The sequence below is a fragment of the Prochlorococcus marinus str. MIT 0912 genome (genome assembly GCF_027359595.1).
Lineage (GTDB): Bacteria > Cyanobacteriota > Cyanobacteriia > PCC-6307 > Cyanobiaceae > Prochlorococcus_B > Prochlorococcus_B marinus_C.
Genome location: NZ_CP114783.1, coordinates 1,081,618 through 1,095,509, shown reverse-complemented (window position 1 = coordinate 1,095,509; position 13,892 = coordinate 1,081,618). Strand labels below are relative to the sequence as shown.

Sequence of the window (13,892 nt, the reverse complement as noted above, 5' to 3'; positions counted from 1 at the left end):
CCTTAAATACGAGATCTCAGATTTTTTAGTGTTGTTAGTGAATTCTCTTTGTAAAATCCACCAAATATATTTGCATGATTAAGCAAATGGTAAAGATTATAAATTTCACTTCTATCTGATGAAAAATTATCTAGTGGCCAAATCTCTTCGTAGCCTTGATAAAATTCTCTATTAAAACCACCAAATAGTTTAGTCATTGAGATATCAACTTCTCTGTCAGCCCAATAACTGGCAGGGTCATAAAGACTTCCTAATCCATTTTTAGTACTTCCACAATTCCCGGACCATAGATCACCATGAACTATTGAGATTCTTGGGTGATGATCATTTAGATATGAGCTTAAATATTTTAAAACATCCTCATAATCATCAACAATAACCCCCCATGCTTTTGCTTTTATAAGTTGTGGTCTAAGACGAAAATTTACAAAGAATTCTCCCCAGTTACTGTCCCATCCTCTTATTTGGGTGCTAGAACCTATAAAACCTTCTTTTTCCCATCCGAATTTTTTTGGGCTCCATTCACTAGAAGATTTATGCAGTAGTGCTAACCCTTTCCCAAGGAGATTTTGTTGGGATTGTTTGAAATCTATCCATTCTAAAAAAAGTATAGATATATTTTGAAAACTTATGAGATCAAGTGTTTTAGGAACGCAGATATAGGATTTGTTGGCAAATCTTTCTAGAATAGAGAGACACTCACGTTCGAACTTAAACATATTAATATTGTCAATATGATTTGATTTGGCAAAAACTCTCTTGTCATTTTGGAATTGAATGCACCAAGCTTTATGGATACAACCTCCGCCTACCGGAGTTATTTTTTCTATTAATGAGTTACTGCTTATTTTATTTGAACTTGAAAGGGCCTGTTGGATTAATTCCTCCATTCAATGTATTCTCGCTTGATAATTTTTGATGTCTGAAGAATCTATCATTGTTATTGGTGGAGGGATCGCTGGCTTAACAGGTGCTGCTCTTCTCGCTAAAGAGGGTTATCAGGTGACTTTGGTCGAATCACATAGTCAATTAGGTGGTTGTGCAGGAACTTTTAAAAGAGGTTCTTATACCTTTGATGTAGGGGCTACCCAAGTTGCAGGTCTTGAGAGTGGAGGCATTCATCATCGTTTATTTAATTATTTAGATATTCCTTTACCTAATGCAGAAATTTTAGATCCTGGATGTTCAGTTGTTCTAGGTGATGGGAGTAGGCCAATTAATCTTTGGCATGATCCGCTGAGATGGCAGCAAGAAAGACAAGAACAATTTCCTGGTAGTGAGATCTTCTGGTCATTATGTTCTAAAATTCATGAAAGTAACTGGGGATTTGTCGAAAGGGATCCTATCCTTCCCGTTAGAAATTTTTGGGATTTAAGTCAATTAATTAGAGCCATACGTCCTTCAAATCTTTTAACAGGTTTTTTGAGTAAGTTGACTATTGCAGACTTGCTTGTATTAACTGGTTGTCATAAAGATAGACGTCTACGTAGTTTTCTAGACCTTCAATTAAAACTTTACTCTCAAGAGACAGCAAGTAGAACGGCTGCTTTATACGGTGCAACTGTTCTTCAAATGGCCCAATCTCCCAGAGGCTTATGGCATCTTCATGGATCAATGCAAATTCTTAGCGATTTGTTGAAAGATAGTTTTATGAGAGATGGTGGAAGCCTTTTGATTGGGCATAAAGTGATCAAAATAGTAAGTAAAAAAAATCCAAATATTTTTGATGTTAATGTAATTGATAGAAGAAAAAATTTGATACAGCTGAAAGCATCAGATATTGTTTTTAGCTTACCTCCTCAATCTCTTTTAGATTTAATTCCTATTGATGGAGGTTTATCTACAACATACCGTGAAAGTATAAAAAAATTACCTAAACCCAGCGGTGCCCTTGTTTTCTATGGAGCTCTCCTTCGTGCTGACTTGCCAGTTGATTGCCCAGGTCATATTCAAATATTCGATGAGAATTTTGGCTCTTTATTTATTTCTATAAGTATGGAAGATGATCAGCGTGCACCAGCTGGAATGGCTACTTTAATTGCAAGTGTATTTGTTGATATTGATGAATGGTCTAATCTAGATAGTCAATCCTATGCCAGGAAAAAAAATATTTCAGTAAAACAGATTAGAACTATTTTAAATAAAAAGTTTGATTTGCAAGAGACGAGTTGGGATCATCAAGAACTTTCAACCCCAAGAAGCTTTGAAAAGTGGACAGGACGTCCTAGTGGCATAGTCGGAGGGCTTGGTCAACATCCAGATCAATTCGGCCCTTTTGGCTTATCAAGTAGAACGCCACTCAGAGGTTTATGGCTTTGTGGGGATTCAATTTACCCCGGCGAAGGTACGGCTGGCGTAAGCCAATCAGCCATGATGGTTGCCAGACAACTAATGGAATCTAAAGGTAGACAATTGAATATTCCTATCTTTAATTAGTAGGTTTTAAATGAAATTTTGTCTTTCTTTCTGTGTATTAACTAGTATTTTTTCAAGTTCAATCCAGTTCTCTTCAAGTAAATATTTTTCAAATAGATCTAGAGAATATCTATAAGAGGCTAAATGTCTCTCTAAATTTTTCTTGTTTAATTTTGCCATAGATACTCCTAGCGCTGGGTTGCCACCTCCGACTCTAGAGGTGTCAGCGAACCCACTAGATGCAATACTTTTTGCAAGTGAATATAAGGAAGGTTTTACATCTGTACTGAGAGTATTGACCAATGCCGCGCTAATTAGAACTGGTAAATGTGAAATCAATCCAACAGCTTCATCATGTATTTGAGCTTCAGAGCTTATCCATTTACTTCCAAGTGATAACGAAATTTGGTGAACTATTTCGAGGGCTTTTTGATCAGTTTCTTTGTTTGGAGTAACGACCCATGGCTTATTTCTAAATAAATCATGTTGACCTGAGTTAATACCAGATTTTTCTGTTCCTGTCATTGGATGACTGGCTACAAAACGCGGATGTAGCTTGTTCCAAGTATTTAAAATAGGGACTTTTACAGATCCAACATCAGTAACAACAGCATTCCTAGGAATGGCATTGATTAACGCGGATGAAGGGTTTAGGAGCTGATCAAGTGGTAAAGCAATATAAATAAGAAAACAATTTTTTAATATACTTGGATCAGTACTAACAATTTGGGCTAGTTTTCTTTCTCTGGCTTTGAGTGCAGTTTTTTCTCGATGAGTAATCCCATAAACTGTATATCCAAGCTTTTGAAGATCTAAGCCTAAGGAGCCTCCAATTAGACCTAATCCCACAATTCCAATATTTTTAGAGTGTTTTGTTTTAAGCTCCATAAATACTATTGTTCTATATCTTTATTGATAGGGCAACATGATTAAAAGAATTTATTGATAAAAGGTCCTACTAATGCTTGAGGTGAATTCACATAAACATCTAAAAAAATACTATCAAAACAATCTTGCTCTATGGCCTCATAATTTGACCCTAACTAGATTGATCTCAAGAAGCTTAAGTCGGAAAGATAATACTTTTATTCAATTATCAAGTGATAGTAAAAATTTTTGGTGGCCTGGCCTTTTGATTCCACTTTGCTTGCATAACAATAAAATTGTGCTGATTCTTTCAGAGAGACAACATCGGATCTTGTTTGAAGTGGAATTACCAAAGTTAAGACTTAGTCGATTAGGTTTTGATTTTGTAGAAGGAATTGAATTAATTCCTTCAGATAATAAAATTTGGGTTCTAAAATACGAAGATCTTATTTTTGCAAATGAAAAAGATTTATTAAAAAATCGCCAATTAATTTTTCCTGAATCTGAGTTTATTTCCAGTGAGCTCAGAGAATCTATGTCTATTAAAATCACTCCAAAAGATTGGGAGAATTTAATTGCTTCTCACTCACGTTGTGAAGCTCCAATTATTGAATTTCATGAGCGTCTAAGTCGAAGTCTTTTCAGTCATTCATTAACTTCTGATGCTGTCATAAGAATTGATCATAGAGAACTTTTTGCATTAAAAGAAATTCTCAAAGATGACTTGCCTTCAGCAATGCCTTGGGAACGAGCTTTTAATGTTGTTAGCAATGAATGGGTCACATGGGCGAAACTAGATAATCGAAAACTGAGTTGGGATTGGTATATTCAACCTTTGCTTCCTTTGCAAACTCTCTCAGGCCTGCTATCAAAAAATACTCTTTTGATGTTAACTAACTCAGGTCAAAGCGATTCTTTCTTTTTAGATTTAAATAGAAAAAAATTTACTTTCAATGTGAAGGTGAATTTAGGAAATAAATTTGATCAAGAATCTATTCCTTTATTTGTGCCTAAAAGACAACCTTTACCAAATACGTCTAGTTTTTATCGTCATATTATAAGGCAGTGTCAAAGATTGATTCTTGGTCGTACTCATCCAACTATTGTTCTGGTAGATGATTTGCAACTACGACTTCAGATAACTAGTGAATTAGCTGGAGAATTTGGATTGAGAGTGGTTCATGAAACTATTAATATTGAGACTAATGGGATTATTTGTTGTAGCTGTAATTGGTGGATTACGAATCAGTACAATTTGCCAATTCCAGATCAATTGATTTTCCCAGTGATTCCATTGCCTACTTTAGGATCACCCTGGATTGCCGCTAAAGTTGAAATGCTTAAGCATCAAGGTCGTGACTGGTTTCGGGAATTCCTTTTCCCAGAAACTCTGACTACTCTTCTTAAATCGCTTGCAATTATTAGGGGGAAAGATGTCCGAGTCGCCATACTTGACGGCCGTATGCACTATAGAAGTTGGGGAAAACTAATATTTGAAGCTCTTGAACCGTGGGTTGCTTTAGAGCGTTTATTGCCTTATTAAAATCAATCTCTTAGATTAAAAAATATTATTTTCTTATAATGGGAGAAGCACGCCGAAGATCTGAGCAAGGCTTAAAATCTCGTAGCAAGAAAAACTCTAGGAATGAGTCACCTCGTATTGTCTCTTGGTTTCCTGTTACACAAGCACAAAGAGATCAATTTATACAATTAAGTATTCGTGCAGGATGGGTAGGTATTGCTGCTTTAGTTATTCTTTGGATCATTGTTCGCTTTATTGGACCTGCTGCAGGGTGGTGGATTCCTGCTGATATCAGATAAAGCCACAATGTTTTTATCTTTAACCGTTCGCTGAAACTTGGCTTAGGTTTGCTCGTGATGAAGCCTGTCGAGCAGCTGCCGCTAATGGTCTCATTGAATTAGCACTTACTTCTGAGCCTTCAGTTAATTTTTCTTTAACTAACTTTTCAATGATATCTTTTGATTCAGGATTTTGTTCAAGCCAAGTAATGGTATTGTCTCTCCCTTGCCCAATATTGTCACCTTCATAGCTATACCAAGCTCCTTTACGAGTAACGACATTAGTCTCATCTGCTAAATCAAGAAGACAACCAAGAGTACTAATTCCTTTCCCAAAAAGAATATCAAATTCGGCTATTCGGAATGGAGGTGCAACTTTGTTTTTTGCGACTTTCACTTTTGCACGAATTCCATATTCTTCAGTTCCTCTCTTTAACGTTTGAATACGACGAATATCTAATCTTACAGAGGCATAAAACTTAAGAGCGTTTCCACCAGTTGTTGTTTCTGGATTCCCATACGTAATACCAATTTTTAGACGTAACTGATTTAAGAAAATTACTGTGCAACCAGACTTGCCAATATTTCCAGTAATTTTTCTCATTGCTTGACTCATTAGACGAGCTTGAGCACCTACTGAATGATCACCCATTTCTCCTTCTATCTCTGAACGGGGCGTAAGTGCCGCGACTGAATCAACAACAACTAGATCGACTGCAGCAGATCTAATAAGTTGGTCAACGATTTCCAATGCCATCTCGCCTGTGTCCGGTTGAGATACGAGAAGATTCTCTACATCAACACCAAGAGAGGCTGCATAGACTGGGTCAAGAGCATGTTCTGCATCTACAAATGCAGCAACTCCGCCGTTACGTTGAATCTCAGCTATCGCATGTAATGTCAGTGTTGTTTTCCCAGAACTTTCGGGACCATAAACTTCAATTACACGTCCTTTGGGATAGCCGCCACCAAGAGCTAAATCAAGAGTTAAAGCACCCGTAGATATTGTTTCTACTCGCATCTTTGACGCGTCCCCAAGGCGCATGATCGAACCCTTCCCGAAATTACGTTCTATTTGCCCAACAACTAAGCTCAATGCTTTTTCTTTTTCGCCAGATTTTGCGTCTATTTTCTTAGGTTCAGTTGATTGGAGTGACTTACCTTCGTTTGACATGACAAATAACGTTAATTCAGAGGGATAACAACAGACGTTGGGATTGATGATGAAATACTCATCTCCTCAACGAATAGCATTTAAACCGATAGTACAGACGTACGCTATCAAGTCAAGACCACTTGAAAATAGGTTGTCGTAAAGTATCTGAATTTAATAATTTAATAGCGGAAGGAAGATTATTTTTATCCTGAGGTTTTAAATATCCCCAGCTTGCTAAGTAACAAGGTATAGATTTCAGCTTTGGATCTTCCAAGACTTTTTCTAAGGTTGTTCTTCGATCTTCAATAAAACCGTGAATTACTCTTGTTTGTAAGAGTTGATTTAAAACATGGACTTTACTTCCTGATTCGTGTCCGAAAACAAGCTTTGGTTGAAGATCGAAACAATCCAAAAGTTTTTTTGTGAATTCAATACTTTTTGTTGTTAAAACAGCAAATTCAATGCCTTCCTTCTCAAGTGTCTTTAGGCGTTGAGTGACTAAAGAAAAAGGCTGATGAAAATCCAACCACTGATTGAAATTATTTGATATTGCTTCTCTTCTAGTTTCATTTAAAGCTTCTTGTAATTGAAAAGGTGTCCAGCCCCATTTTTCAAGAGCTAAGGAGCATTCTAGTTGATAATTTCTTGAGAAATGTTGTAAACCTTTTAAGTTTAATTGACTAGTTTTATTTGAACATTCAGAAGCCAGAATAACCATTTCCCAGCCATGGTGAACCCAAGGCCTCATGGCCTTAAAAGCTTTGGGAATCTCACTAGGAAAAGAAATAATTTCTTTTTCTTTGGCAGAAAGTATATTTAGACAAGTTTGACGAGAACTTGACCAGTACTCCTTTATGCCGTCAACGATGACGCCATCAAAATCAAGAACAAGTAGAGGTTTTTCTATCACTAACTTTTGAAAACTGGGCCGCTAGGATTCGAACCTAGGAATGTCGAGACCAAAACCCGATGCCTTACCACTTGGCGACGGCCCATTGTTCCAGATCTATGTTTGCAATTGAAAGACATAGATTTGGATTCTTTCTATTAAATAATTGCATATTTGATTCAATCCTGTCATGTCTTTATCCAGTTTTTTTTATTTAATCTGAGGATTTCTTCATTAATACATCTCAACGTGGGCTTTCGAATGATTGATTTAGCTAGGGGAAATCCAATTATAAAGATTTTCTTATAAGCCAAGGATTTATCAGTCGTTTTGCCTCTGAAAGAGCCGCCTCCCAGCCTTCAGGCCACTCTCTAAGACTAATCCTTTTTCGTTGAGCCTCTTCTAACCATGGTTGGATTATCTTTCTTGCTTTACCTCCAAAAGCCACTCCTTCAGGTCCTTTAGTCTCTGGTAGGTACTTAATCGTCGATTCATTAGTCCCTCCAGCAAGTTGTAAGGGGCCTGGTGGCGCTATTGGGCGTATTCTTTCCCAGAGTTTTACTGCAATCACAGCCGCACCTGCTCCGAGATCTCCACTCATTCGACGCCCATCGATTTGCCAAAGAGGTTTTTGATTATGAATTCTCAGAAATTTATGCCGCTGCCAAAGTTCTTCTGCTAATTTTTCATGGTTTATTCCATGCCCTTGTAAACCACAGCTGACAGATAATCGTTGCAGTTCAAGATCGACTTTCGAAATTTCCTTGATTGTTGTTTCAAATTCTTGGCCTCTTCCTGGAGCAGTATGAATTTCTACTGCATCTGGTCTGATAGTTGTTAACAACGGAGCAAAATCTTTCAAAGTTAATCTTCGATCCTTTTCTTGAATGATTCCTAATGGGCATGTATCAATACATCGGCCACATCCATAGCATTTACAAGCCTTTACACCACCTTCGTTCTCAATAGCGTGAGCTGGGCAAATGCTTTGACAGGGTCTTAAGCAATTCGAAGGACATAGGTCTGGATTAAACCAAGCTTTGCGAAAATGTGCATCTATTCCATCACTTAAGCTGATCATCAGCCAAGGTTTTTTTCCATAAGTTTCGAAAACCCAATCAATAGCATTGCGAGCTGCATAGATAACAGCTTCGTCGGCAGCGAGGTCAATGCAATGCACCCCGGCAGCTCCATAAATTGAGCAAAGATCACTTATTGCAGGTAAGTCTTGATTACTTGCGCCACAAATTAATTTTACCCAGTTACCTTTCTTGAGAGCTTCAGCATTGCAAATCGAATTTTGATTAATCACCTTGATGAAGTACTAATCTCTATTTATGAATTCATTTAATGGTTGCCATTTAATACTTCGAGCTCCTCCCATCTCAATAACAATTTTGATTCGAGGTTCCTTTTTGCAGAGATTATTTATTGCTAATAGTTCTGACTTGGATAGCACTTGACCCTCTAATAACCATAGAACTAAGGGTTTATCTTCGACTAATAATTCATTTAATTGAGGAATAACTTGTTGAACTTCCCCTAAGGCCCCATTTCTCCCAACATTTTGATGTCCCAAATGTGGTGGTCTGATGCCATGTAATTGTGTAAGAAAGACAACTGGATCTCCTAATCCTCTAGCGGAAGTTATCTGTGTTTGATATCCGCTAGCTCTAAGTCTTCGAAGTAAACGAGTTTCTGCTCCACCTTCTAATGGACTAAGGATGGCAAGGCAGCCGTATGATTCAAGATCAGTGCGAAATTTCTGACCAGATAGTAATAAAGGCATCCTTAAATCAAATTCTTTATCTTATTCAACTGAAGCATCACACAAAATGGGTGATAATAGTGTAATCTTTTAAGTTGCTAAAGCTTTTCTATGCCCGCCCGCTAGCCGGGCCTCTAGATGCTTGAGCAGACTAAGCGTTTGCGTTTAGTCTTTTTGGCCAGTGCAGAAGAATTTATTTTCTTTTGTCGAGATACTCTTGAAACTTTTTAAAAAGTTTGAAAAAGTCTCAGCCAACTGATTGTCGCTAGCATTTTCCCAAATAAATTGAACTTCAATTAATTTCAACTTTTTTGGCTAGATAGGCGATTTAATTCAGATTCCAAGTCTCTCTCTTTACAGATTGACCTTTTAGCTGGCGTTTATTTAACTCATGTCTTTAGGAATCTTAGGTAAGAAGTTGGGTATGTCCCAACTCTTCGATGATCAAGGCAGAGCCGTTCCAGTCACTTTGATCGAAGCGGGTCCCTGTCGAATCACTCAATTGAAATCTGCTGATACAGATGGGTACGCCGCTGTACAGATAGGTTTTCAGTTAATCCGTGAAAAACTTATTAACAAGCCTTCAAAAGGTCATCTTGCTAAATCAGGAGATGACCTCTTGCGTCATCTTCGGGAGTACCGGGTAGAAAATTCTGGTGAATTTGAGCTTGGAGCTGCAATAACTGTGGATGATTTCGAAAAAGGTCAAAAAGTTGATGTTAGTGGCGACACAATGGGTAGAGGATTTGCCGGTTATCAAAAGCGACATGGTTTTAGCCGAGGCCCCATGAGTCACGGTTCAAAGAATCATCGATTGCCTGGTTCGACAGGAGCCGGAACAACGCCTGGCCGTGTTTATCCTGGGAAAAGGATGGCTGGTCGTATGGGCGGCAAAAAAGTCACTACCAGAGGCCTTGAAATTCTAAAGATAGATACAAATCACAATTTATTGGTAGTCAAAGGATCTGTGCCAGGAAAACCTGGATCTCTTTTAAACATAAGACCTGCCAAAAGAGTTGGCGTCTCTACCCAGCAAGGAGGTAAATGATGGCTAACTGTACTGTTCTTGATTGGCAAGGTAAAGAGGCTGGAGAATCATCAATTGATTTGAAAACTGCCAAGGAATCTTCGGCAGCAGATTTATTACACCGTGCTGTTTTGCGTCAACAGGCTCACAGTCGCCAAGGGACTGCAAGCACTTTGACTAGGTCTGAGGTTCGAGGAGGCGGACGAAAACCTTACAAGCAAAAGGGTACTGGTAGAGCCAGGCAAGGTTCAATTAGGACTCCTCTTCGACCAGGCGGTGGAATTATATTTGGTCCTAAGCCTCGCAAATATAACTTGGAAATGAATAGGAAGGAACGAAGGCTAGCTCTTCGGACTGCTCTAATGAGTAGGATTTCAGACGCAAAAATAATTAAAGACTTCGGTTTAAAGCTAGAAGTTCCTAAAACAAGCGAAATTCTTGCACTACTCAAGCGAGTAGGAATCGATGCTGATGGGAAAATTCTTATTATTCTCAATAAGCCATCAGAAATTATAAAGCGCTCAATTAGAAACTTAGAAAAGATCAAGCTTATCTCTGCTGATCAATTAAATGTGTTTGACCTTCTCAATGCCAATTCTTTGGTAATAGGCGAAGACGCATTGTCAACCATTAAGGAGGTCTATGGTAATGACTAAATTTTTTGATAAACGACTTACTGATGTGATTAAGCGTCCTTTGATAACCGAGAAGGCTACAAAAGCGTTGGACCTAAATCAGTACACTTTTGAAGTCGATCCAAGAGCAGCAAAGCCTGACATAAAAGCTGCTGTGGAAAAGATGTTTGATGTCAAGGTTCTTGGTATTAGTACTATGAATCCTCCAAGAAAAAGCAGAAGAGTTGGAAGGTTTTCTGGAAAGAGACCTCAAGTGAAGAAGGCTGTGGTTCGCCTGGCAGAAGGCAACTCAATACAGTTGTTCCCAGAATCAGAGGAGGCTTAAAACAATGGCTATAAGAAGTTTCAAACCATACACACCCGGTACTCGTTCAAGAGTAGTAACTGATTTTAGTGAAGTTACATCCAATAAACCTGAACGCTCACTTGTCGTTTCCAAACATCGCAAGAAAGGGCGTAATAACAGAGGGGTAATTACTTGTCGTCATAGAGGAGGAGGGCACAAAAGGCTATATAGGATTGTTGATTTTCGTCGAAATAAGCATGGTGTTTCGGCCAAAGTTGCTGCAATTCATTATGACCCACATCGGAATGCAAGACTTGCTCTACTCTTTTACTCTGATGGTGAAAAGAGATACATACTTGCACCTGCGGATATAACAGTTGGTCAAGAGGTTATTTCAGGTCCAGATGCGCCAATTGAAACTGGAAATGCTTTACCACTTTCTTCAATGCCCTTAGGTTCGAGCGTTCATTGCGTTGAACTGTATCCAGGTCGAGGCGGACAGATGGTTCGAACAGCTGGAGCTAGTGCTCAAGTCATGGCTAAAGAGGGTGATTATGTTGCATTGAAATTACCTTCAACTGAGGTTCGTTTAGTTAGAAAAGAATGCTACGCCACACTTGGAGAGGTTGGTAATTCTGAAATTAGAAATACAAGCCTTGGAAAAGCTGGAAGAAGAAGATGGCTTGGTAGGCGGCCTCAAGTAAGAGGAAGTGTCATGAATCCATGTGATCACCCTCATGGAGGAGGAGAGGGAAAGGCACCTGTTGGACGTGCTGGCCCTGTGACCCCTTGGGGTAAAGCTGCTCTTGGTTTGAAAACCAGGAAGAAGAATAAGCCCAGTAATAAGTACGTTCTTCGAAAACGACGCAAGGTATCTAAACGTAGTAGAGGAGGTCGCGATTCATGATTTCTATCTTTCTTTACCAATTCTTTTAAACCGTTATGGGACGTTCATTAAAAAAAGGGCCATTTATCTCAGACAGTTTGCTTCGTAAAATCGAGAAGCAAAACTCTAGTGACGATAAAACTGTTATCAAAACATGGTCTAGAGCCTCAACAATTTTGCCAATGATGATTGGCCATACAATTGCTGTTCACAATGGAAAGAGCCATATACCTGTTTTCATAACTGAGCAAATGGTTGGACATAAGTTAGGTGAGTTTGCACCAACTCGAACCTACAAAGGTCACATCAGAGATAAAAAAGGAGCGCGCTAATCTCATGACTACTTCATCAACTAAAACTTCAGCCCAAGCTCATGGGCGCTATATACGCGGATCTGCTTCAAAAGTAAGACGTGTTCTCGATCAAATAAGAGGAAGAACTTACAGAGATGCATTAATCATGCTTGAGTTTATGCCTTACCGATCAACTGAGCCAATAACTAAGGTATTGCGATCAGCAGTTGCTAATGCTGAAAACAACCTTGGTCTTGATCCTTCTTCTTTGGTGATTACCACGGCTACGGCTGATATGGGCCCACCAATGAAACGCTATAGGCCTAGGGCCCAAGGCAGAGCATTTGCTATTAAAAAGCAGACATGCCACATCAGCATCGCTGTTTCGGCTAATCAATCACCAAATTCTGAGGACTCAGACTGATGGGACATAAAATTCACCCCACTGGGATTAGGCTTGGTATCACCCAAGAGCATCGCTCTAAATGGTACGCTCCAACTAAAACTTATCCTTTATTACTTCAAGAAGATGATCGTATACGCACTTTCATAAAGAAGAAGTATGGAGCAGCTGGTATAAGCGATGTGTTGATTGCTCGTAAAGCAGATCAGCTTGAGGTCGAATTAAAAACTGCTAGGCCAGGAGTGATTGTTGGTAGGCAAGGGAGTGGAATTGAAGAACTCAGATCTGGTATTCAAAAAACAATCGGTGATAGAAATAGACAAGTACGCATAAATGTAGTCGAAGTAGAAAAAGTTGATGCTGATGCTTATCTTCTTGCGGAATATATTGCTCAGCAACTTGAAAAGCGTGTCGCATTTAGACGAACAATTCGAATGGCTGTTCAAAGAGCTCAAAGAGCTGGTGTATTAGGTCTGAAAATACAAGTTGGTGGAAGGTTGAATGGGGCTGAAATAGCACGTTCCGAATGGACACGCGAAGGGAGAGTTCCTCTCCACACTTTGAGAGCAGAAATCGATTATGCAACCAAAGTAGCTAGTACAACCTATGGCGTTTTAGGAATCAAAGTATGGGTATTCAAAGGCGAAGTTCTTCCTAAAGAAGAACAGGCTTTACCTGTTGGTTCTTCTCCTCGACGCAATAGAGGAAATCGAAGACCTCAACAATTTGAGGATCGTTCCAATGAAGCTAAATAAGGAGTTTTAATCATGCTTAGTCCCAAAAGAACCAAATTTCGCAAACAACAGAGAGGCCGTATGCGCGGCGTTGCTACCAGAGGCAACAAAATCGCTTTTGGTCAGTTTGCATTGCAAGCTCAAGATTGTGGTTGGGTTACCTCAAGACAAATCGAGGCAAGTAGACGAGCTATGACTCGTTATGTCAAGCGGGGAGGACAAATTTGGATTCGTATTTTCCCTGATAAGCCTGTAACGATGAGGCCTGCAGAGACAAGAATGGGATCTGGTAAAGGTAACCCAGAATTTTGGGTTGCAGTCGTCAAGCCTGGTCGAATCTTGTTTGAAATGGGTGGCGATGAAATTACAGAGGAAATTGCAAAAGAGGCAATGCGTCTTGCTCAATACAAGCTGCCAGTAAAAACAAAATTTATTTCCCTAGAGGAAGATCTCAATAAGGGAAATTATAAACCTGCTAAAACGCCAGTTACAGCAGATGATTCGGAGTCATCATCATGAGCAAAACAACTACGAAAGATGTAAGGAATCTCTCTGATTCCGAGATATCAGAAAAGATTGAAACTCTTCGTAAAGAACTTTTTGATCTTCGTTTTAAGCAAGCCACTAGACAGCTAGCGAAAACTCACCGTTTTAAAGAGGCACGAACTGAATTGGCTCAACTTTTAACGGTTTCTAACGAGCGAAGCCGCTCCAACACATCATCATCTTGATT

Annotated in this window: 18 protein-coding genes and 1 tRNA gene; 12 read left to right on the top strand and 7 right to left on the bottom strand. The window is 39.0% G+C overall.

Annotated features, from left to right (window positions below; all coding sequences use genetic code 11):
* Positions 1 to 2: 2 nt before the first annotated feature.
* On the bottom strand, positions 3 to 890 hold the full coding sequence (locus O5640_RS06635) for a fructosamine kinase family protein (RefSeq protein ID WP_269611589.1): 888 nt from the start codon (positions 888 to 890) through the stop codon (positions 3 to 5).
* Positions 891 to 918: 28 nt separating this feature from the next.
* Here O5640_RS06635 and crtD point away from each other — a divergent pair, with 28 nt between their 5' ends.
* A complete protein-coding gene (gene crtD / locus O5640_RS06630) occupies positions 919 to 2,436 on the top strand; it encodes a C-3',4' desaturase CrtD (RefSeq protein WP_269611587.1) in 1,518 nt (505 codons plus the stop codon).
* A 6-nt stretch (positions 2,437 to 2,442) separates the two neighbouring features.
* Here the strand turns inward: crtD and O5640_RS06625 are convergent, their stop codons facing one another.
* Complete coding sequence (locus O5640_RS06625; RefSeq protein WP_269611586.1) at positions 2,443 to 3,303, bottom strand: prephenate/arogenate dehydrogenase; 861 nt, start codon at positions 3,301 to 3,303, stop codon at positions 2,443 to 2,445.
* 73 nt (positions 3,304 to 3,376) lie between these two features.
* Here O5640_RS06625 and O5640_RS06620 point away from each other — a divergent pair, with 73 nt between their 5' ends.
* Positions 3,377 to 4,825 (top strand): helicase, encoded by a 1,449-nt coding sequence (locus tag O5640_RS06620; protein WP_269611585.1) that lies wholly within the window; start codon positions 3,377 to 3,379, stop codon positions 4,823 to 4,825.
* A gap of 38 nt (positions 4,826 to 4,863) precedes the next feature.
* Positions 4,864 to 5,103 (top strand): DUF2839 domain-containing protein, encoded by a 240-nt coding sequence (locus O5640_RS06615; protein WP_269611584.1) that lies wholly within the window; start codon positions 4,864 to 4,866, stop codon positions 5,101 to 5,103.
* A gap of 19 nt (positions 5,104 to 5,122) precedes the next feature.
* Here the strand turns inward: O5640_RS06615 and recA are convergent, their stop codons facing one another.
* The 5 genes from recA to O5640_RS06590 all read right to left on the bottom strand — a co-directional run bounded on the left by recA (position 5,123) and on the right by O5640_RS06590 (position 8,916).
* Entirely contained in the window at positions 5,123 to 6,256 is a 1,134-nt protein-coding gene (gene recA / locus O5640_RS06610) for a recombinase RecA (RefSeq protein ID WP_269611583.1), read from the bottom strand.
* A gap of 112 nt (positions 6,257 to 6,368) precedes the next feature.
* A complete protein-coding gene (locus O5640_RS06605; protein WP_269611582.1) occupies positions 6,369 to 7,148 on the bottom strand; it encodes an HAD family hydrolase in 780 nt (259 codons plus the stop codon).
* 13 nt (positions 7,149 to 7,161) lie between these two features.
* A tRNA-Gln gene (locus O5640_RS06600) sits at positions 7,162 to 7,233 on the bottom strand.
* Positions 7,234 to 7,416: 183 nt separating this feature from the next.
* Positions 7,417 to 8,439 carry an LdpA C-terminal domain-containing domain gene (locus O5640_RS06595; protein WP_269611581.1) on the bottom strand — a complete coding sequence of 341 codons (1,023 nt, stop codon included), beginning with the start codon at positions 8,437 to 8,439 and terminating at the stop codon, positions 7,417 to 7,419.
* A 12-nt stretch (positions 8,440 to 8,451) separates the two neighbouring features.
* Entirely contained in the window at positions 8,452 to 8,916 is a 465-nt protein-coding gene (locus O5640_RS06590) for an NAD(P)H-quinone oxidoreductase subunit N (RefSeq protein WP_269611580.1), read from the bottom strand.
* Between the two features lie 370 nt (positions 8,917 to 9,286).
* On the opposite strand from O5640_RS06590, the gene rplC reads away from it, so the two are divergent.
* From rplC to rpmC, 9 genes are read left to right on the top strand one after another with little or no spacing between them, the layout of a single operon-like run.
* Positions 9,287 to 9,943 (top strand): 50S ribosomal protein L3, encoded by a 657-nt coding sequence (gene rplC, locus O5640_RS06585; protein WP_269611578.1) that lies wholly within the window; start codon positions 9,287 to 9,289, stop codon positions 9,941 to 9,943.
* Complete coding sequence (rplD, locus tag O5640_RS06580) at positions 9,943 to 10,578, top strand: 50S ribosomal protein L4 (protein ID WP_269613816.1); 636 nt, start codon at positions 9,943 to 9,945, stop codon at positions 10,576 to 10,578. Before rplC ends, rplD begins: the two co-directional genes overlap by 1 nt.
* On the top strand, positions 10,571 to 10,882 hold the full coding sequence (locus tag O5640_RS06575) for a 50S ribosomal protein L23 (RefSeq protein ID WP_038654359.1): 312 nt from the start codon (positions 10,571 to 10,573) through the stop codon (positions 10,880 to 10,882). The genes rplD and O5640_RS06575 overlap by 8 nt, the downstream gene beginning before the upstream one ends.
* A 4-nt stretch (positions 10,883 to 10,886) precedes the next feature.
* Entirely contained in the window at positions 10,887 to 11,750 is an 864-nt protein-coding gene (gene rplB / locus O5640_RS06570) for a 50S ribosomal protein L2 (RefSeq protein ID WP_269611576.1), read from the top strand.
* 35 nt (positions 11,751 to 11,785) lie between these two features.
* The gene (gene rpsS, locus O5640_RS06565; RefSeq protein ID WP_269611575.1) at positions 11,786 to 12,061 is read left to right on the top strand and encodes a 30S ribosomal protein S19; all 276 of its coding nucleotides are present in this window, start codon (positions 11,786 to 11,788) and stop codon (positions 12,059 to 12,061) included.
* 4 nt (positions 12,062 to 12,065) lie between these two features.
* On the top strand, positions 12,066 to 12,446 hold the full coding sequence (rplV, locus tag O5640_RS06560; RefSeq protein WP_269611574.1) for a 50S ribosomal protein L22: 381 nt from the start codon (positions 12,066 to 12,068) through the stop codon (positions 12,444 to 12,446).
* Positions 12,446 to 13,180 (top strand): 30S ribosomal protein S3, encoded by a 735-nt coding sequence (rpsC, locus tag O5640_RS06555; protein ID WP_269611573.1) that lies wholly within the window; start codon positions 12,446 to 12,448, stop codon positions 13,178 to 13,180. Before rplV ends, rpsC begins: the two co-directional genes overlap by 1 nt.
* Positions 13,181 to 13,192: 12 nt before the next feature.
* On the top strand, positions 13,193 to 13,678 hold the full coding sequence (rplP, locus tag O5640_RS06550; RefSeq protein WP_269611572.1) for a 50S ribosomal protein L16: 486 nt from the start codon (positions 13,193 to 13,195) through the stop codon (positions 13,676 to 13,678).
* The gene (gene rpmC / locus O5640_RS06545; RefSeq protein ID WP_269611571.1) at positions 13,675 to 13,890 is read left to right on the top strand and encodes a 50S ribosomal protein L29; all 216 of its coding nucleotides are present in this window, start codon (positions 13,675 to 13,677) and stop codon (positions 13,888 to 13,890) included. Before rplP ends, rpmC begins: the two co-directional genes overlap by 4 nt.
* The last annotated feature ends 2 nt before the right edge of the window (positions 13,891 to 13,892 follow it).